14 protein-coding genes are annotated in these 19,933 nt (G+C 68.0%); 10 read left to right on the top strand and 4 right to left on the bottom strand.

The window, feature by feature from the left end; genetic code table 11:
• Nucleotides 1-65 precede the first annotated feature (65 nt).
• The gene (locus tag J2X58_RS18365) at nt 66-830 is read left to right on the top strand and encodes an RNA methyltransferase (protein ID WP_310050195.1); all 765 of its coding nucleotides are present in this window, start codon (nt 66-68) and stop codon (nt 828-830) included.
• A 116-nt stretch (nt 831-946) separates the two neighbouring features.
• Here J2X58_RS18365 and J2X58_RS18360 read toward each other — a convergent pair whose 3' ends face one another.
• Nucleotides 947-1,555 carry an exopolysaccharide biosynthesis protein gene (locus tag J2X58_RS18360; protein WP_310050192.1) on the bottom strand — a complete coding sequence of 203 codons (609 nt, stop codon included), beginning with the start codon at nt 1,553-1,555 and terminating at the stop codon, nt 947-949.
• A 49-nt stretch (nt 1,556-1,604) separates the two neighbouring features.
• Nucleotides 1,605-2,927 carry a hemolysin family protein gene (locus J2X58_RS18355; protein ID WP_090055080.1) on the bottom strand — a complete coding sequence of 441 codons (1,323 nt, stop codon included), beginning with the start codon at nt 2,925-2,927 and terminating at the stop codon, nt 1,605-1,607.
• 151 nt (nt 2,928-3,078) lie between these two features.
• Here J2X58_RS18355 and J2X58_RS18350 point away from each other — a divergent pair, with 151 nt between their 5' ends.
• Nucleotides 3,079-3,708 (top strand): pit accessory protein, encoded by a 630-nt coding sequence (locus J2X58_RS18350; protein WP_090055078.1) that lies wholly within the window; start codon nt 3,079-3,081, stop codon nt 3,706-3,708.
• A 13-nt stretch (nt 3,709-3,721) separates the two neighbouring features.
• Entirely contained in the window at nt 3,722-4,846 is a 1,125-nt protein-coding gene (locus tag J2X58_RS18345) for an inorganic phosphate transporter (protein ID WP_090180960.1), read from the top strand.
• Between the two features lie 335 nt (nt 4,847-5,181).
• On the opposite strand, the gene J2X58_RS18340 is transcribed toward J2X58_RS18345, so the two are convergent.
• Nucleotides 5,182-5,586 (bottom strand): hypothetical protein, encoded by a 405-nt coding sequence (locus J2X58_RS18340; RefSeq protein ID WP_090055074.1) that lies wholly within the window; start codon nt 5,584-5,586, stop codon nt 5,182-5,184.
• A 73-nt stretch (nt 5,587-5,659) separates the two neighbouring features.
• Between J2X58_RS18340 and J2X58_RS18335 the strand changes: the two genes are divergently transcribed.
• Nucleotides 5,660-6,028: an MGMT family protein gene (locus J2X58_RS18335; RefSeq protein ID WP_310050310.1), complete on the top strand. Its 369-nt coding sequence runs from the start codon at nt 5,660-5,662 to the stop codon at nt 6,026-6,028.
• A gap of 3 nt (nt 6,029-6,031) precedes the next feature.
• Here J2X58_RS18335 and J2X58_RS18330 read toward each other — a convergent pair whose 3' ends face one another.
• Nucleotides 6,032-6,319, bottom strand: coding sequence for a hypothetical protein (locus J2X58_RS18330; protein ID WP_310050184.1), 288 nt, complete (start codon nt 6,317-6,319; stop codon nt 6,032-6,034).
• A 179-nt stretch (nt 6,320-6,498) separates the two neighbouring features.
• Between J2X58_RS18330 and recQ the strand changes: the two genes are divergently transcribed.
• From recQ to J2X58_RS18300, 6 genes are all read left to right on the top strand, one after another.
• Nucleotides 6,499-8,316, top strand: a complete 1,818-nt coding sequence (gene recQ, locus J2X58_RS18325; protein ID WP_310050182.1) for a DNA helicase RecQ — start codon at nt 6,499-6,501, stop codon at nt 8,314-8,316.
• Between the two features lie 196 nt (nt 8,317-8,512).
• Nucleotides 8,513-10,171, top strand: a complete 1,659-nt coding sequence (ybaL, locus tag J2X58_RS18320; RefSeq protein WP_310050180.1) for a YbaL family putative K(+) efflux transporter — start codon at nt 8,513-8,515, stop codon at nt 10,169-10,171.
• A gap of 131 nt (nt 10,172-10,302) precedes the next feature.
• Nucleotides 10,303-12,129 (top strand): glycoside hydrolase family 15 protein, encoded by a 1,827-nt coding sequence (locus J2X58_RS18315; protein ID WP_310050177.1) that lies wholly within the window; start codon nt 10,303-10,305, stop codon nt 12,127-12,129.
• The gene (zwf, locus tag J2X58_RS18310; RefSeq protein ID WP_310050176.1) at nt 12,126-13,943 is read left to right on the top strand and encodes a glucose-6-phosphate dehydrogenase; all 1,818 of its coding nucleotides are present in this window, start codon (nt 12,126-12,128) and stop codon (nt 13,941-13,943) included. Before J2X58_RS18315 ends, zwf begins: the two co-directional genes overlap by 4 nt.
• A 640-nt stretch (nt 13,944-14,583) precedes the next feature.
• Entirely contained in the window at nt 14,584-17,208 is a 2,625-nt protein-coding gene (locus J2X58_RS18305; RefSeq protein WP_310050173.1) for a TonB-dependent receptor, read from the top strand.
• The gene (locus J2X58_RS18300) at nt 17,208-19,883 is read left to right on the top strand and encodes a glycoside hydrolase family 2 protein (protein ID WP_310050172.1); all 2,676 of its coding nucleotides are present in this window, start codon (nt 17,208-17,210) and stop codon (nt 19,881-19,883) included. Before J2X58_RS18305 ends, J2X58_RS18300 begins: the two co-directional genes overlap by 1 nt.
• The last annotated feature ends 50 nt before the right edge of the window (nt 19,884-19,933 follow it).

The following is a 19,933-nucleotide window of genomic DNA, read 5'->3' as shown; positions in this document are numbered from 1 at the left end:
GCCGCCTCTCGCCCAAGTCATTGCCGTTGTAGACTTTCCGGTCCTGCCGCCAGTCCCGTCCGCCCATGGCCCTTTCCGAGCTCCACGACCGCCTCCGCTTCGTCCTCGTCCGCACCTCGCACTCGGGGAACATCGGTTCGGCGGCGCGCGCCATCCGCACGATGGGCTTCGACCGGATGACCCTGGTCGCTCCGCATCGCTTCCCCGATCCCGAGGCGACGGCACTCGCGGCGGGCGCGGACGACGTGCTGGCCGGCGCGGCGATCCACGACGACCTCGTGGCCGGCCTCGCCGGGACCACGTTCGCGCTCGGCCTCTCCGCCCGCCGCCGCGGGGTGAACCTGCCGGAGCTCGACCCGCGCGAGGGCGCGGCGCAGGCCATCGCCGCCGCGCGCCGCGGCGAGCAGGTGGCCCTGGTCTTCGGCAACGAGCGCACGGGGCTGGAGAACGACGAGCTGTCGCGCTGCCATGCCATGGTCCGGATCCCGAGCGTCGACGACTTCAGCTCGCTGAACCTTTCGCAGGCCGTGCAGGTGGTGGCGTACGAGCTGCGCACCGCGCTGCTGGCCGAGGAACAGGTACCCGTCGTGGCCGAGGCGGATCCGGACGAGGTGCCCGCCGACGCCGAACAGCTCGAGCGGTTCTTCGAGCACCTCGGCAGGACGCTCGACGACATCGAGTTCCACAAGGGCCGCTCGCCGACCACGATCATGCTCAAGCTGCGCAAGATCTTCCTTCGCGCGCGGCCGGAACTGCGCGAGCTGCGCATCCTCCACGGCATCCTCGCCGACGCCCAGCGCATGGCGGACATCGCGCACAAGCGCGACTAGAACAGAACATTTGTGGGAGCGGACCTGGCCGCGACGGCTTTTCGCGGAGAGCCACAGGCCCTGTCGCTCCTCGCGAAAAGCTGTCGCGGCCAGGTCCGCTCCAACGGGTTGCCTGCTCAGAACATGTCGCGGAAGAGCTGCACCAGCGCGCGGCTGAAGGTGGCCGAGGCGACGACCATCGCGGCGGTGCTTGTCCACACCGCCAGCAGCAGGATGCCGTCGCGCTCGACCAGCGCGAAGGCGAACGCGATGAGCATGGCGCCGAAGACGTAGTTCGTGAACGGGATCGGCAGCGCCAGCAGGATGCCGACGAGGATCATGATCGCCCCCGACACGAAGGTGAAGGGGCGTCGTGTCAGGCGCTGCACGCGCGGCTTGCAGATGCGCTCGAGCCGGCGCGTGACGGGCGCGATGCGGTCGAGGAAGCGCAGCAGCCCCTCGCGCGACATCGTCCGCCGGCGCAGGAAGCCCGGGATCCAGGGATGTTCGAGGCCGATCAGCATCTCGACGCCGAGGGCGATCACCAGCACGCCCATGACGCCGCCGATGCCAAGCGGCACGGGGATGAAGTTGGGGATGGCCAGCAGCAGGAGGAGGAATCCGAACGCGCGGCGGCGCAACGGCTCCAGCAGCTGTTCGACGGTGATGCGCTCGCCCGGCGTGGACATGAGTGCCGCCCTGAGCAGGGCGGCGGTCTTGTCTTCCCGGGGTTCCTTGGGCGTCATGGTCCGACTGTCGCCGCACGGGCTTGAACCGGCATTGAATCGATCCGGTTCATTCCGTGGCGGCGGCGACCTCGTCGGTGCCGACGCTGCTCACCAGCACCTTGTCGATGCGCGCCCCGTCCATGTCGACCACTTCGAAGCGGTTGCCCTGCCAGACGAACGACTCCCCGGCGCGCGGGATATGCCCGAAGTGCGTGGTGATCATGCCGGCCACCGTGCGGAAATCGTGCTCCTCCTCGTTCGGCAGCCGGTCGAGCTGGAGGAGTTCGCGCAGGTCGTCGGCGGGCAGGCCGCCGTCGATCAGCCAGCTGCCGTCGTCGCGGCGGACGATGGGACCTTCGTGGGCGACATCGTCGGCCGCGGGCGCGGTGGCGCCGACGACGGCCGTCAGCAGGTCGTTCAGCGTGACCAGTCCCTCGATGTCGCCGTACTCGTCGACGGCGAGCGCCAGCTGCGTGTCCGCGTCCCGGAACGCCTCGAGCAGGTCGAGGGCCCGCGCCGTCGCCGGCACGAACAGGGGGCGGGCGACGTGGGCGAAGAGGTCCACCGGTCCGCGCTCGAGCGAGCCGATCAGCGACTTGACCTCCACCGTGCCGATCACCTCGCTCTCGTCGCGGCGATACACGGGGTAGCGCGAGAACTGCGTCTGCCGGAGCACCTCGAGGTTGTCCTCGCGCGTCGCGGCCTGGTCGAGCCAGGCGATCTTCATGCGCGGGGTCATCACGGAGCCGACGGTCCGGTCGCCGAGGCGCAGCACGCGATTGACCATGTTGCGCTCGTCGCTGTCGAGGATCCCCTGCTCGGCGCTCTCGGCCACGAGGAGGCGGATCTCCTCTTCCGTGGCGGCGGCCGCGGCCGCGCGGTTCAGGCGGAACACGCGCAGGATGCCGGTCGACAGGTGGTTGAGCAGCCATACCATCGGCAGCGTGATCCGCGACACGACCAGCATCGGCATCGCGATCTGGCAGGCGATCTTCTCGGGGGCGGACAGGGCCGCGCGCTTGGGCACGAGCTCGCCGATCACGATCTGCACCAGCGACATGAGCAGGAAGCCCACCAGCCAGCCGAGCGCGCGCGACCAGGGTTCGAACCAGGCGGGGGCGTCGCCGTGCACGATCTCCGCGAAATGCTCGCCCAGCCGGTCGCCCGCCACGGCGCCGGTGACGAGGATGATCAGGGTCATGCCCACCTGCACGGTGGACAGGAAGTGCTCGGGGGCTTCGGCCAGCTGCAGGGCGACCCGCGCGCGACGGCTGTCGCGGGCCAGCTGCTTCAGGCGGCTCTTGCGCGAAGCGACCACGGACATCTCGGACAGGGCGAAGAACGCGTTGCCGAGGGACAGGACGAAAAGAAGAAGGAGTTCGCTGAGCATCGGGGGCTTATATAGCAGATGGCCTCGCGCGGTCGTGGACGTTCCCCGTCGGCAGGCGGATTCGGCCGGAACGCGTGGGTCGAAACCCATGCGCCCGGCCAGTCCGGTAACATTGGCGTCACAAATCCCCCAAGTTCCCCCAGGCGACCCCATGTTTTCACTCCAGACGATCTTCGGTAAGGGCGACAAGTTCTATGGCCTGCTCGAGGCGAGCGCCGAGGCCGCCCGCGAAAGCGCCCGGGCCATGCACGAACTGGTGACCAAGACCGACCGCACGCCGGTGATGGCGGCCTTCAGCACGGCCCGCGCCCGCGAGAAGGCCCTGCACGGGCAGATCGGCGAGGAACTGGTGAACACGTTCGTGACCGCGCTGGACCGCGAGGACATCGAGGCGCTGAACTCCGCGCTGTACAAGATCCCGAAGACCATCGAGAAGTTCGCCGAGCGCTACGTGATCGTCGCCGAGCGTCTGCAGGGCATCGACTTCAGCCAGCGCGCCGCGCTGCTGGAGCGCTCGGCCGACGTCGTGGTCGACATGATCGGGCAGCTCCGCCACGGCCTGAAGATCGACCCGGTCAAGAAGCTCCGCGACCAGCTGCAGGCCCTGGAATCGGAGGCCGATCGCCTCCTGCTCGATCCGTACCGCACGCTCTACGCCGAGAACTCCGATCCGCTGAAGGCGATCCTCGCGAAGGACCTCTTCGAGCTGGTCGAGAAGGCCGTCGACAAGTGCCGCGACGTGGGCAACGTCGTCTATTCCATCGTGCTCAAGAACTCCTGACGGCGGGCGTCCCATGAGCATGGTCCTCGCGGTCGTCCTGATCGCACTCGCGTTCACGTACATCAATGGTTTCCACGACACGGCGAACTCGATCGCCACCGTGGTCGCCACCAAGGTACTCACGCCCGGCCAGGCGGTCCTCCTGGCGGCCGTCACCAACCTCGCCGGCGCCCTCTGGGGCACGGCGGTCGCGGCCACCATCGCCTCGGGCCTGATCGACACCGGCGTCGTGGACGTCGGTTCGCACCTGCTGATCAGCGCGTTGCTCGGCGCCACCATCTGGAACCTCATCACGTGGTGGATGGGCCTGCCGTCGAGCTCCAGCCACGCGCTGGTCGGCGGCCTCTGCGGCGCCGCGCTGGCGGCCGCGGACGGCAATTTCCACTCCATCATCTGGTGGCAGGGCGGCGAGCACTGGTGGCTCGGCAAGGGCGTCGTGCCGAAGGTCATCGTGCCGATGATCGTCTCGCCCTTCCTCGGCTTCGTCATCGGCTTCGTCATCATGGGCGGGCTCTACGCGTTGCTGGGCTTCTTCTCCAGCCAGAAGGGGCCGCTGCGCCGCTTCGGGCGCACGCCGTTCGTCAACAGCTTCTTCGGCAAGGCGCAGATCCTGTCGGCCAGCGCGATGGGCCTGTCCCACGGCATGAACGACGCGCAGAAGAGCATGGGCATCATCGCCCTGGCGCTGGCGGGCGCGACCGCCGCCGGCCAGTTCGACCACCTTCCCGCGTTCCTGCACTTCCTGCGCATCCCGCATGACCCGGCGGCGGCCGGCGGCTTCCCGATCCCGGTCTGGGTGAAGGTCGTCTGCGCGCTGACCATGGCCGGAGGCACGGCGGGCGGCGGCTGGCGCATCATCAAGACGCTGGGCCACAAGATGGTCAAGCTGCATCCGATCAACGGCTTCGCCGCGGAGGGCAGTTCGGCCGCCGTGATCCTCACCGCCTCGATGCTCGGCGTGCCGGTGTCGACGACCCACAACGTCTCGGCCTCGATCATGGGCGTGGGCGCAGCCAAGCGCTTCAACGCCATCCGCTGGTCGGTGGTCGAGCGCATGGTCTGGGCCTGGATCCTGACGCTGCCGATCACCGCGGGCATCGGCTACGGCCTGGTCAAGCTGGGCCGCCTGCTCTTCTGACAGGCCGCGCGGCCTGTCTTGGAGCCGTGGGCCGCAGGTCCTGGGCTCCTCGCGAGAAGCTGTCGCGCGCAGGGCGCGCTCCTACATCACCGCCCGGTCCTCGCGTAGGAGCGCGCCTTGCGCGCGACATGTTTTGAGGCCGAGAGCCGCAGGTCCTGGGGCTTCTCGCGAGGAGCTGTCGCGCGCAGGGCGCGCTCCTATACCACCGCCCGGTCTTCGCGTAGGAGCGCGCCTTGCGCGCGACATGTTTTGAGGCCGTGAGCCGCAGGTCCTGGGCTTCTCGCGAGGAGTTGTCGCGCGCAGGGCGCGCTCCTACCGGTTGTAGCGCGGGCGGCCTAGAGCGCGTCGGCTTCGCCGTTGACCACTTGCTCGAGCTGGTCGCCCGTGGCGCCCAGTTCTTCGATGAGGCGGGCCAGCTCGTTCTCGTCGAGGTAATCGTAGGGGCGGTTCTCGCACAGGTGCAGGTAGGGCGATCCGTCCAGATCGGCCTCCGCGAGATAGCCGGTGCGCTGCTCCCAGTTGAAGCGCAGGCAGCGGCGCGCATCCACGCCGGCGAGAGGGCCGATGGGCGTCGACAGCCGCAGGAAGCGCTGCCCGTCGCCGTCCTCGAGTTCGGCCAGATAGATGCCCTGGTGCCGCCCGTCGGGCAGTTCAAGGTCGAAGCTGATGAGGTAGGGCTCGTTCTGGCGCAGCCGGTGAATGGCGCCTACGTGGGAGCGAATCGCCTCGAAATGTCGCATGACCGTCCACGGGTCCGTCGTCGGGACCACGATGGTACGCTCCCGGCTTCCAGCCGACATGCACGAAACCGCCATGGTTGATGACATCGACGACGACGAGGCCCGCGCGCTCCGGGCGAAACGGATCATCGAGGCGGTCGCCGCGATCCCGCGCGGTCGGGTCGCGAGCTACGGTGCGATAGCGGCGCGCGCGGGCTATCCGGGGCGCGCACGGCTGATCGGCCGGGTGCTGGGCGACGCGCCGAACCGGCTTGACCTGCCGTGGCACCGGGTGCTTCGTGCCGACGGGAAGATCGGCATCCCGTCCGGCACGGCGGGATACCGCGAGCAGTGCCGCCGGCTCAAGGCCGAGGGCGTCGTGGTGAAGGACGGCCGGGTGCCCATGAGCGCGTTCGGCCTCGACCACGACCTCGACCGCGCGATCTGGGGTTTCCCGACCTGATGTTCAGCGCCAGGTGACTTCGAGAAGGCGCCACGTGCGGTCCGGATCGCGGGCCCGCGCGTAGTCGAACAGTTCCGATTGGAGTCGCCCGTTTGCAGCGTTGCCGTCGAAGGCGACGACCTGCGCAGCGGCCTCGCGCGACCGTGGGCAGTCCAGCCGCATGTCGCGGACGGCGCAGGCGGGCTCGACGATCGCGCCATGGAAGGCGATGCGACCGCTGTCGGCCTCCGCGGCCGGCGCGATCGCGACGATGCCGCCCAGCAGGGCGACGATGGCAAGCGCTCTGTTCATGAGATCCCCCCCTCTTGAAGGATGTCAAACGCGTTGTGTGCGGGCGACGTGCCCGGCTCCATTAGCTGCCGATGGCGCCCAGAAGAAAACAACCTTCGTCGCAAATCGGTGTAGGCCTACACCCCGTTCAGCTGTCGTCTCGCTGCCGGGGCAGGGCACCGGTTTGTTAGCATGCGCGGATGCAGTCCCAGGCTCTCGACCTCCTCCACTCCGTTTTCGGCTATCCCGGGTTCCGCGGCCAGCAGCAGGCCATCGTCGAGGCCGTCGCCGCGGGCGAGGATGCCCTCGTCCTGATGCCCACCGGCGGCGGTAAGTCGCTGTGCTTCCAGATCCCCGCGCTCATGCGCCATGGCACCGGCATCGTCGTGTCGCCGCTGATCGCGCTCATGCAGGATCAGGTGGACGCCCTCACCGAGGCCGGCGTGCGGGCGAGGTACCTCAACTCCAGCCTCGATGCGGTCACGCAGCGCGAGGTCGAGGACCTCCTGCTCGCCGGCGACCTCGACCTGCTCTACGTGGCGCCCGAGCGATTGCTCACCGGACGGTTCCTCGCGCTGCTCGACCGCATCCCGATCGCGCTCTTCGCCATCGACGAGGCGCACTGCGTGTCGCAGTGGGGCCACGATTTCCGTCCGGAGTACCGTGGGCTCGCCTTGCTCCACGAACGGTTTCCCGAGGTCCCGCGCATCGCGCTCACCGCGACCGCCGACGACCGCACGCGCGAGGAGATCGTCGAGCGGCTCGGCCTGCACGAGGCACGCCGGTTCGTCTCCAGCTTCGATCGCCCCAACATCCGCTACCGCGTGGCGCCGCGGCAGAACGCGCGGCGTCAGCTCGTCGATTTCCTCGACGCGCACCGCGGCGAAGCCGGCATCGTCTATTGCCTGAGCCGGCGGAAGGTCGACGAGACCGCGGCATGGCTCGCGGAAGCGGGTGTCGAGGCGCTGCCGTACCACGCGGGGCTCGACGCCGAGGTCCGCACGCGGCACCAGCAGCGTTTCCTGCGCGAGGACGGCGTCGTGATGGTCGCGACGGTCGCGTTCGGCATGGGCATCGACAAGCCCGACGTCCGCTTCGTGGCGCACCTCGATCTGCCGCGCAGCATGGAGGGCTACTACCAGGAAACCGGTCGCGCGGGCCGCGACGGTCTGCCCGCCGAAGCCTGGATGATCTACGGCCTCGGCGACGTGGTCACGATGAGCCAGATGATCGCGCAGTCGGAGGCCGGCGACGACCGCAAGCGCATCGAGCGACTGAAGCTCGATTCGTTGCTCGGCTACGCCGAAGCCACGCGTTGCCGGCGCCAGCTCCTGCTCGAAGCGTTCGCCGAGACCTATCCGGAGCCGTGCGGCAACTGCGACAACTGCCTGGTGCCGCCGAAGACGTGGGATGCCACCGTCGCCGCGCAGAAGGCGATGTCGTGCATCTATCGCAGTGGCCAGCGTTACGGCGCGGGCCACCTCATCGACATCCTGCGCGGCGACGCCAGCGAGCGCGTCCGTGAGCTGGGCCACGACAAGCTCAGCGTGTTCGGCATCGGCGCGGACTCGGACGCGACGCAATGGCGTTCCGTCTTCCGCCAGCTGCTCGCGGCGGGGCTGATCGAGGCCGATCCCGAAGGCTACGGCACGCTGCGCCTGTCCGCGGCGAGCGGACCCGTTCTGAAGGGCGAGCGCCGCGTGTCGCTGCGCGAGGACGCGAGGCCGGCCAAGGGTCGGCGCACGCCGGGCCGCGCGGGCCCCGCCACCGCCGGCGCGTCGCTGGGCATCGAGGAAATCGAGCAGCCGCTCTGGAACGAACTGCGCCGCGTCCGCGCCGAACTCGCACGGCAGCATGGCGTGCCGGCGTACGTGATCTTCCACGACGCGACCCTGCTCGCGATGCTCCGTGCGCTGCCGGCCAACGAAGACGAACTGGCATCGATCAGCGGTGTGGGCGAGAACAAGCTCAAGCGTTACGGAAAGGACTTCCTCGCGGTGCTCACGGCGGCGGGCTAACGTGCCTGTGGTTTGAGGCTATTCTGAAAATGCCGGAAAACATTGAGAATTTAGCTCGCTGACGGTTGCATGCGGGCCGGGTCGTCCCCAATGCTTCATGGACGACCCCATTCGATACGTTCGCACTTTCGACGTGACGAGACGAGGGTGCATGCCGCGGTCCTCCCGCGGCCAACGACGACTCGGGGAGCCGCCCATGCACGACGCCACGCCACTCATCGCCACCATCGTCGGTGGTCTCGTCCTCGCCTTCTTCTTCGGCGCCATCGCGCACCGGCTACGGCTTCCGGTGCTGGCGGGCTACCTCGTCGCCGGCGTGGTCGCCGGCCCCTTCACGCCCGGCTACGTGGCGGACGCGGGCATCGCGCAGGAGCTCGCCGACCTCGGCGTGATCCTGCTGATGTTCGGCGTGGGTCTGCACTTCTCGTTGAAGGACCTCCTCGCCGTCAAGGCGATCTCCATCCCCGGCGCCGCCGTGCAGATGGCCGTCGCGACGGGCCTCGGCATGCTGCTCGCCTGGGGCCTCGGCTGGCCGGTGGCGGAGGGCTTCGTGTTCGGCCTCGCATTGTCCGTGGCCAGCACCGTCGTGCTGCTGCGCGCGATGGAAGAGCGCCGCCTGCTCGACAGCGATCGCGGCCGCATCGCGGTCGGCTGGCTCATCGTCGAGGATCTCGCGATGGTGCTCGCGCTCGTCCTCCTGCCGGCGATCGGCGGCTTCCTTGGCGCGGACAACGGCGCCGCCGCCCCCGACATGGGCGAGCTGTTCCGCACGGTCGCGCTCACGATCGGCAAGGTGGTTGGCTTCGTCGCGCTGATGCTCATCGTCGGCAAGCGGCTCATCCCGTGGATGCTGCAGGCCGTGTTGGCCAGCGGCTCGCGCGAGCTGTTCCGGCTCGCCGTGCTCGCCATCGCGCTCGGCGTCGCCTTCGGCGCGGCGCACCTGTTCGACGTCTCGTTCGAACTGGGCGCCTTCTTCGCCGGCATGATGATGGGCGAATCGAAGCTGTCGCAACGCGCGGCCGAGGAAACGCTGCCCCTGCGCGACGCGTTCGCGGTGTTGTTCTTCGTCTCCATCGGCATGCTGTTCAACCCGCACATCCTGGTCGATCGTCCGTGGGTGGTGCTCGCCGCGTGCCTGATCATCGTCGTCGGCAAGTCGGTCGCCGCGTTCGCCATCGTGCGACTCTTCGGCCGCCCGACGAAGACCGCGCTCACCATCGCCACGAGCCTCGCGCAGATCGGCGAGTTCTCGTTCATCCTCGCCGGTCTCGGCGTATCGCTCGGCCTGCTCAGCGAGCAGGGCCGCGACATCCTGCTCGCCGCCGCCATCGTGTCGATCCTCATCAATCCGCTGCTGTTCGCCGCGCTCGATCGCTGGATCGCGAAGCACGACGCCGACGCGCCGGACGATCACCCCGATGCCATCGCGGGTCATACCGTGCTGGTCGGGCATGGCCGGGTCGGCCGTCGCGTGCTCGCCGAGCTGCAGGCGACGGGGGCGCGCACGCTGGTCATCGAGACCGACGAGGACGCCGTGCGCGACCTGCGCGAGCGCGGCGACGTCGAGCTCGTCATCGGCAACGCCGCGTCGGCGCCCGTGCTGGCGGAAGCGAACATCGCCGGCGCCCGCGCCCTGATCGTCGCCGTGCCCGATCCGTTCGAGGGCGGGCAGGTGGTGCGCGCGGCGCGCGCGTTGCGTCCGGACCTCCCCATCGTCGCCCGCGCGCATTCGCCCGATTGCGTCGGGCACCTCTCCGGCCTTGGCGCCAGCGAGGTGATCTACGGTGAACAGGAGCTGGCGCGCAGCATGTTCGAAGCCGTGCAGCCGAAGCGGGAGCAGGCGTCCGCGCACTGACGTCCGGCCTGTGGCTCCAACGAGCCGCAGACCCGTCCAAGCGGGAGCAAGAAGCGCCACCCGTCGATACGTCCCTGTAACACGGCCGAGGCTACCGTTCGCAGGATGGCAATCGGCACAGTGAGGACGGCATGGCATCCCGGATCGAAGACTACGCGATGCTTGGTAACTGCCGCAGCGCGGCACTCGTGGCGCGGAACGGTTCGATCGACTGGGCGTGTCTGCCTCGTTTCGATTCGGCCTCCTGCTTCTCCGCCCTGATCGGCGAGGACGCGAACGGTCGCTGGCGCATCGCGCCGGCCGACGCGGGGGCAACGAACACGCGGCGATACATCGACGGCAGCCTCGTCCTGGAGACGGTGTGGACCACGACGACGGGCCGTGCGCGCGTCGTCGACTTCATGCCGTTCGAGGGCGACCAGGTCGGCATCGTCCGCATCGTCGAGGGTATCGAAGGATGCGTGGACTTCGACGCGGTCCTCACCATCCGGTTCGACTACGGCAACGCGGTGCCCTGGGTGAAGCGTCTCGACGAGGAGACGATGACCGCGGTCGCCGGCCCCGATCTGCTGGTGGTGCGCAGCCCGGTCGCGCTGGAAGGGGAGGGCATGCAGAGTGTCGCGCGGTTCGCCGTCCGCGAAGGCGAGACCGTTCCGTTCGCGCTCGCCTGGGGGCCGTCGCACCTGCCGCCGCCTCCCGCGACCGACGCGCATGTCGCGCTACGGGATTCGCTCGCGTTCTGGGAGCGCTGGTCCGGCCGCTGCAACGACTCGGGCGAGTGGAGCGACATCGTGCGCCGCTCGCTGGTGGTGCTCAAGGGCCTGAGCTATCTCCCGACGGGCGGCATCGTCGCCGCACCGACCACGTCGCTGCCCGAGCAGCTGGGCGGACAGCGCAACTGGGACTATCGCTATTGCTGGGCGCGCGACGCCACGTTCGTGCTGTCCGCGCTGGTGAACGCCGGTTACCACGACGAGGCCAGCGCATGGCGCGACTGGGTCCGGCGCGCGGTCGCCGGCTCGCCCGACCAGCTGCAGGTGCTCTACGGGCTGGCCGGCGAGCGTCGCCTCGAGGAGTTCGAGGTGCCCTGGCTGGCGGGCTACGAGGGCGCGAAGCCGGTGCGCATCGGCAATGCCGCATCCATGCAGTTCCAGCTCGACATCTATGGCGAACTGGTGGGCGCCTTCGCGCACGCGATCCGCCACGGCGTCACCCTGCAGCCCGAGGCCGACGAGGTGCAGGCCGTGTTCCTCGAACACCTGGAGCGGATCTGGCGCGAGCCGGACGAAGGCATCTGGGAGATTCGCGGCGAGCCGCGTCACTTCGTCCATTCCAAGGTCATGGCCTGGCTCGCCTTCCAGCGTGCCGCCGAACAGGACAGGCACGGGCGCGATCCGGCGTTCACCTATCGATGGCGGGCCGTCGCGGACGAGATCCGCGCGGACATCCTGGCCAAGGGCGTCGACCCCGAGCGTGGCTGCTTCACGCAGTCGTACGGATCGAAGGAGCTGGACGCGAGCCTCCTGCTGGTCACGCTCACCGATTTCCTTCCCCCCGACGATCCCCGCATCGCCGCCACCGTCCGCGCGATCGAGGAGGACCTTCTCGTGCAGGGTTTCGTGCGTCGCTACGACACCCGCAGCGGCGTCGACGGTCTGCCTCCGGGCGAGGGCGAATTCCTCCCGTGCAGTTTCTGGCTCGTGGAAAATTACGTGCTGCTCGGCCGGCTCGACGAAGCGCGTGAACTGTTCGTCCGCCTGATCGGCCTGTCGAACGACCTCGGACTGCTCGCGGAGGAGTACGATCCCCGTTCGAAGCGGCTGCTGGGCAATTTCCCCCAAGCCTTTTCGCACGTGGCGTTGGTTAATGCCGCTTTCTCCCTCGCGCACGGTTACAGCGCGACGGCGGATAGCCACGCCACCCCCGAAGCCATCGATCCCCAAGGAGTCCGTGCATGAGCCAAGCCCAACCGAAGCGCGCCACGTCCCGCGCTCATCCGGCCGACCCGTGTACCGTCGTGATTTTCGGCGCCGCCGGCGACCTGACCAGTCGCCTCGTCGTTCCCGCGCTCTACAACATGCGCCGCACCGGACTGCTGTCCGACAACTTCAACGTCATCGGCTTCAACCACGGCAAGATGACCGACAACGCCTGGCGCAGCAGCCTGCGCACATCGCTCGAGCGCTTCGTCGGCAATTCCGGCGGCAAGCTCGACGAGGAGGCCTGGGGCTGGCTGAGCGGCCAGATGACGTATCACGCCGGCGACTTCGACGATCTGTCCGCGTTCCAGAGCCTCGGTGTCAAACTGCGCGAGGCCGAACGCAAGCGCGGCACGAAGGGCAACGTCCTGTTCTACCTCGCCACGCCGGAGCGCTTCTTCGGCGACGTCATCGAGAAGCTGCGCGATGCCGGCCTCGTCGACGACGGCGGTCACGATGGCGACTTCTGGCGCCGCGTGATCATCGAGAAGCCGTTCGGCCACGACCTCGCCTCTGCCCACGCGCTGAACGAGCGCATCCTGAAGGTCCTGCGCGAAGACCAGATCTATCGCATCGATCATTTCCTGGGCAAGGAAACGGTGCAGAACATCATGGCGTTCCGGTTCGCCAACGGCCTGTTCGAGCCGATCTGGAACCGCGACCGCATCGACCACGTGCAGATCACCGTGGCGGAAACCGTGGGCGTCGAGCGCCGCGGTTCGTTCTACGAGCAGACCGGCGCGCTGCGCGACATGGTGCCCAACCATCTGTTCCAGCTGCTGGCGATGGTCGCCATGGAGCCGCCGACCTCGTTCGACGCCGAAGCCGTGCGCACGCGCAAGGCCGAGACCATCGAGGCGATCCGGCCGATCCAGCCCGAGGATGCCGTCCGGGGTCAGTACGGCCCCGGCGCGGTCAACGGCGAGCTCGCCATCTCGTACCGCGACGAGCCCAACGTGGCGGCGGACTCGGTCACCGAGACCTTCGTGGCGATGAAGCTCTCGATCGATACGTGGCGCTGGTCGGGCGTGCCGTTCTACCTGCGCACCGGCAAGCACATGGGGCGCCGCACGACGGAGATCGCGATCCGCTTCAAGTCCGCGCCGTTCGCGCCGTTCCGCGGCACCGGCATGGACGCGTTCGGCCCGGACTGGCTGGTGCTGCAGATCCAGCCGGACGAAGGCATCTCGCTGCAGTTCGACGTCAAGCGGCCCGGCCCGCGCGTCGAGCTCGCGCCGGTGCGCATGGACTTCAAGTACGCCGACTGGTTCCGCGCCGAGCCGAACGTCGGCTATGAAACGCTGCTCTACGATTGCATGACCGGCGACGCCACGCTGTTCCAGCGTGCCGACATGGTCGAGGCGTGCTGGCGCGCCGTGCAGCCGATCCTCGACGACTGGGCGCAGCGCACGCCGGCCGACTTCCCGAACTATGCCTCGGGCAGCGCCGGTCCGGCGTCCGCCGATACGCTGCTGGCGCTGGGCGGACGTTCGTGGCGTCCGCTGAACTCCGCCGCGGAACTGAATACGCGACGGACGGCGAAACCGAAGGCGGAAGCGTCGTCGGCCGAGAAGACGTCCGAGGGCGCCCCGTCCAGGCGCGCCGCGGCGAAGAAGAGCGGTGGTCGTGCGACGGCGAAGAAGGCGGCGGCGCCGAAGAAGGCCGCCGCTCGGAAGCCGGCGACCAGGAAGGTCTCCGCGAAGAAGACGGCCGCGAAGAAGGCGCCAGCGAAGAAGATGGTCGCCAGCAAGACCGCCACCGCCCGCAAGACGGCCCCCAAGCGCGCGAAGTAAGGCCTCAGGATGCTCCCGCCAGCAATGCGGGAGCATCCGTCCCTCCGGCAGGATGCCCCTGTGGGAAGCGCGCTCGCGCGCGAACGCGCGACAGCGGGCCAGTCCGCGATACAAAAAAGTCCTCACGCGAAAGGTCTTACTTTTCGCTGCGATGCAGCAAAGTGGCCGCGGCGAGCCTGCCGCGCGGAGCCACTTCCGACGGTGCTGGAAATAACGCTTTCCACTGAATGGGTTAGGGGAAAGCAAAGCGATCCGTCCGCGGGCATGGATCGATCCAAAGTACGGCGACGCTATGGCGCACCGCAGTATTTTCTGTAAATAGAAAAGACGATGACTTACAGACACTTGCGTCGAAACTCGCATTTTTAGATCGAGTTAAAAAAGTCGTTGACAACGTTGTCAGCGGCCTCTGAGAATCGACGCTGTCATACCGCTGCATAGGCAGTTGCCGACGCGATCGATCCGCCCGAGGGGGCACGGTGTCGCGGCAGCGGGAAACGAATCAACGAAACGAACGACGGCCAACGCGGATTCCGATCCGCGCGTCGGCGTTCGCTTCCGGATTGTCCCCACACGGAAGGGGGCGAGCGCGTGAGCGGTCGTCTCCTTCGTCGCATCCCTCCCTCCCCAGGAGCTTCACGTGAATCACCGTATCAGCGCGCTTTCGATGGCCATCATGGCCGGCCTGTTCGCCACGGGCAGCGCGATGGCGCAGGACGCGGGCACCACGCCCCCGCCGGCCAAGACCGACAAGACCGCCGCCGCCCCGCAGACCGACGCCGCCAATCTCGAAGGCGTGACCGTCACCGGCATCCGCGCGAGCCTGCAGAAGTCGCTCGACCTCAAGCGCAACTCCGACTCGATCGTCGACGCCATCTCGGCCGAGGACGTGGGCAAGTTCCCGGACACGAACGTGGCCGAGTCGCTCTCGCACCTCCCGGGCCTCAGCGTCGACCGCAACTTCGGCGAAGGCGACAAGGTCAGCATCCTGGGCACCGATCCCGCGCTGAACCGCCTGCTGCTCAACGGCCAGACCGTCGCGTCGACCAACTGGACGTCGGATCCGAACAACCCGGACAGCCGCTCGTTCAACTACAGCCTGCTCGCCTCGGAAATCATCGGTAACGCCCAGGTCTACAAGACCCCGCAGGCGAACATCGACGAAGGCAGCATCGGCGGTACCGTCATCGTCAACACGCGCCGTCCGCTCGACCTGCCGGCGAACACGCTGACGGGCAGCGTCAGCTACGGTTACAACGACCGCGCCGACAAGGGCAAGCCGAACGCTTCGGTGCTCTACAGCTGGAAGAACAAGGACAACACCTTCGGCGTCCTCGGTTCGCTGATGCACTCCGATCGCATCATCGATCGCCAGGGCACGGAAATCTTCGGCTACCAGCGCGCGAACGATCCCACCGACACGAACCCGGACCACCAGTTCAATCCGGCCGTCGTTCCGCCCGACCAGCACGGCGTGTACCCGACCGCGATCAACACCGCGTGGTTCCAGCAGCGCCGCACGCGCGACGGCGTGTCGACCGGCCTGCAGTGGAAGCCGAACGACGCGTTCGAGCTGAACTTCACCGGCCTGTACGTCACCGAGAAGTTCAACAACTTCAACCAGAGCCATTACGGCGAGTGGTCCGGCTCGGCCGCCAACGCCACGGCGCTGGGCTTCAACAACGGCGTCGCCACCAGCGGCAGCTACAACGCCAACACCTCGACCTACCTCGACGGCTACGAGCGCGATTCCACCGTGAACACGGGCGTCGCCAACCTGCGCGCCGACTGGTTCGGTGACGGCTGGACCGCGTCGAGCCAGATCGGCTACACCGGCTCCACCGGCGGTTCGGACGGCATCTGGAACACGCAGTTCCAGGGCTTCGGCGGCTTCGACTGGAACCTCAAGGGCCAGCACCCGCAGATCAACTACAACAACGCCGACAACCCGACGGCGATGCTGCTGCACGGCGCCGGCTACAGCTACGCGCCGAGCTACGACCGCGAGCGTTACTTCCAGGCCGACTTCGCGCATGACGTCAGCTGGGGCCCGCTGAACCAGATCGAGGTCGGCATCAAGGCCACCAACCACCTCGACGGCCAGGATGCCTACGCGGCGCGCCTGCCGTCGCAGGACGGCAGCGGCCTCTCGCTCGCGGACTTCGCGCACGGCGGCACGCCCGGCGGTTACCTCGACGGCCTCAGCAAGGCCGGCAACATGGGTGACTGGACGACGATCGATCCGGGCCTGATGAAGGCGTACATCCAGCAGCTGAAGAACGGCACGGTGTCGCTCGATCCGAAGGCCACCTACAGCGTCGCGGAGCAGAACCGCGCGTTCTACATCCAGGGCGACTTCGCTGGCGACGATTACCGCGGCAACCTCGGCGTGCGCTACTTCCGCACCCGCGACACGGTAAACGGTTACAACGCGCTCGGCGGCGACACGTACGGCCCGGTCAACAAGCGCAGCTCGTACCATGACTGGCTGCCGTCGTTCAACATCGCCTACGACGCGACCGACAGCCTGACGCTGCGCTTCGCCGCCGCGAAGGCCGTGGCCCGCCCGCGCTACCAGCAGATGACGCCGTACGTGGCGCTCGACGACCGCACCCTGACCGGTTCGCGTGGCAACACCGACCTCGGTCCGTACAAGTCGACCAACTACGACGCGTCCGCGGAGTGGTACTTCTCGGAGAACAGCGTGCTGGCAGCGGAAGTGTTCTTCCGTCGCATCTCCGGCTACATCCTCAACACGAACGTCGCCGAGACGCATTACAACCTGACCAACCTGCGCGACGACGTGTACCAGATGCAGGTGCCGATCAACGCCGGCGTGGCCAAGGTCAAGGGCGCGTCGATCAGCTACCAGCAGAACTTCCGCTACGGCTTCGGCCTGCTGGCGAACTACACGTACTCCGACGCGGACACCAGCAACGACTTCCCGCTGCCGTACAACTCGAAGAACTCGTTCAACCTGTCGCCGTTCTACGAGCAGGGTCCGTGGAGCGCGCGCCTGACCTACAGCTGGCGCTCCTCGTACTTCACGTCGATCGCCCAGCTGCAGTCGCAGCAGATCACGGGCATCTTCCGCCAGCTCGACGCGTCGGTCGGCTACCAGATCAACGACCACATCCGTGTGTCGCTGGATGCGACGAACCTGCTCGACGAGACGTACTTCGTCTACAACAACACCCCCGCGCAGCCGCTCAACGCCTATAAGAACGGTCGCACCTACACCGTCACGATGGGCTTCAAGCTGTGATGCGCCGCGCGTCGCTGGCGCTGGTGGCCTGGCTTCTCGCCGGCGTCGCCGGCGCGGCCACGCCGGCGGAGAAAGACCTTTCCGCCGGCTGGCGGTTCCGGCTCGCTTCCGGTGGCGCCGCGGACTCGTTCCGCGGTGCGTCGGGAGGACTGACGAAGCCGGTGGCATGCGACGCGCGATGCAAGCCGTTCACGGACTGGCAGCCGGCCCACGTGCCGGGTGCCGTCCAGACGGACCTGCTCGAGCTGGGACGGATCGCCGATCCGTTCTGGCGCGACAACGAGGCCGGCCTGCAATGGATCGGCCTCTCCGACTGGGACTACCAGCTGGACTTCGACGTCGACGCGGACACGCTCCGGCGTGGCCACGTCGATCTCGTATTCGACGGCCTCGACACCTATGCCGAGGTCAGCCTCAACGGGAAGAAGCTGCTGTCGGCGGACAACATGTTCCGCCAGTGGCGCCTTCCGGTGAAGAACACCCTGCGTGCCGGTCGCAACACGCTCACCGTGCACCTGCAATCCCCGATCGCACGGCTCCAGCCGTGGCTGATGAAGCAGCCTTATTCGCTGCCGGGTGAATTCGATTCCGCCTTCGGCGACGAGCCCAAGGGCAAGCAGACCTCCAACTACGTCCGCAAGGCCAACTACCAGTACGGCTGGGACTGGGGTCCGCGCTACGTCACGCTCGGCATCTGGCGCCCGGTGCGCCTCGAAAGCTGGGACAACCTGCGCCTCGCCGATCTGCACATCGCGCAGCGGCACGTCGACGCGGACACGGCCACGCTCGCCGCGCAGTTCGACGTGCGCGCCGACAAGGCCGGCACGGTGACGCTCGACGTCGCCTGGACCGCGCCGGACGGCAAGACCGGCAGCGAAAAGCGCGACGTCGCGCTGAAGGCCGGCGAGAACCACGTCGAGGTGCCCATCGCCATCGACCACCCGCAGCGCTGGTGGCCGGTCGGCTACGGCAAGCCCGATCTCTACCGTTTCCACGGCAGCGTCAGCGCCGGCGGCACGTCGCTGGCCGAGGCCGATCGCGAGACCGGCCTGCGCAGCGTCGAACTGCGTCGCGAGAAGGACCAGTGGGGCAGGGGCTTCGCGTTCGTCGTCAACGGCGTGCCGATCTTCGCCAAGGGCGCGAACCTGATCCCTTACGACGCCTTCCCCTCGCGTGTGTCGACGGAGCGCCTCGAAGCGATCCTTCGCTCGGCGAAGGACGCGAACATGAACATGCTGCGCATGTGGGGCGGCGGCACCTACCAGGACGACGCGTTCTACGCGGCGGCCGATCGCATGGGCATGATGATCTGGCAGGACTTCATGTTCGGCGGCGCCATCACGCCGTACGACGACGCGTTCCGCGAGACCACGCGCATCGAGGCGACCGAGCAGGTCACCCGTCTGCGCGACCATCCGTCGATCGTCATCTGGGCGGGCAACAACGAAGTGCAGACCGGCTGGGAGTCGTGGCCGGACCGCGAGGACTTCCGCAAGTTCGTCAACGCCGACGAAGTGCGTCGCATCGAGGACGGCATGCGCGCGCTGTTCGGCGATACGCTGCGCAAGGTCGTCACGAGCCTCTCGCCGGAGGTTCCGTATTGGGCTAGCTCGCCGGGCACGGATTTCGAGCGCGAGGCCAACGTGCTCGACGACGGCGACTACCATTACTGGAAGGTCTGGTCGGGCTCCGAGCCGATCTCGCACTACCTCGATGTCACGCCGCGTTTCCAGTCCGAGTACGGCCTGCAGTCGTTCCCGGTCATGGCCACCATCAAGGCCTTCGCGAAGCCGGAGGACATGGAGCCGGAATCGAAGGTGATGCGCGCGCACCAGAAGTTCGCCAACGGCGACGGCAACCAGCGCCTGCTGCTCTACATCCGACAGGAATACGGCGAGCCGAAGGACTTCGCGTCGTTCGTCTACCTGAGCCAGGTGATGCAGGCCGAAGGCATCGAACTGGCGGCGGAACACCTGCGCAGCGCGCGTCCGCGCAACATGGGTTCGCTGTACTGGCAGTTGAACGACGTCTGGCCGGGCGCCTCCTGGGCGAGCGTCGATTACTTCAACCGCTGGAAGGCCCTGCAGTTCCACGCGAAGCGCTTCTACGCGCCCGTCGACGTCGTCCCGATGCGTCGGGACGGACGCACCGAGGTCTTCGCGGTCTCGGATCGCACGACGGACTTCGACGCCACGCTGCGCACCCGCGTCTACGACATGGGCGGCAAGCTGCTGCGCGAAACGAGCCAGCCGGTCCGCGCCGCGGCGCTGGCGAGCACGAAGGCCGTCACCGTCGACGACGCCACATTGCTCAAGGGTGCCGACCCGCGCAGGACGGTCGTGTCGTTCGACCTGCTCGAAGCGGGCAAGCCGGCCGCCCACCACCTGCTTTACTTCGGTGCCGCGCGCACGCTCGCGCTGCCCCGTCCGGAGCTCTCTACGAAACTTCGCAGCGAGGGTGGGCGCACCCTGCTCACGGTGACCGCGAAGCGGCTCGCGCGCGCGGTCTGGATCGACACCGGCGATCTCGACGTACGTCTCGACGAGAACGCTTTCGACCTGTTGCCGGGCGAAAGTGTCGACATCGTCGTGAAAGGCGACGTTGATATCGATACGCTCCGCCGCACATTGTCTGTACGCTCCCTTGTCGATGCCCTGAAGGAAGCCACGCCTTGAATCCCAGCCGCCGCAACCTCGTCAAATGGCTTTCGCTCGTGCCCGGTGTC

This window comes from Luteibacter sp. 3190, from assembly GCF_031456385.1.
In the GTDB taxonomy this organism is placed as follows: Bacteria; Pseudomonadota; Gammaproteobacteria; order Xanthomonadales; family Rhodanobacteraceae; genus Luteibacter.
This window is presented reverse-complemented; position numbering and strand designations above follow the sequence as displayed.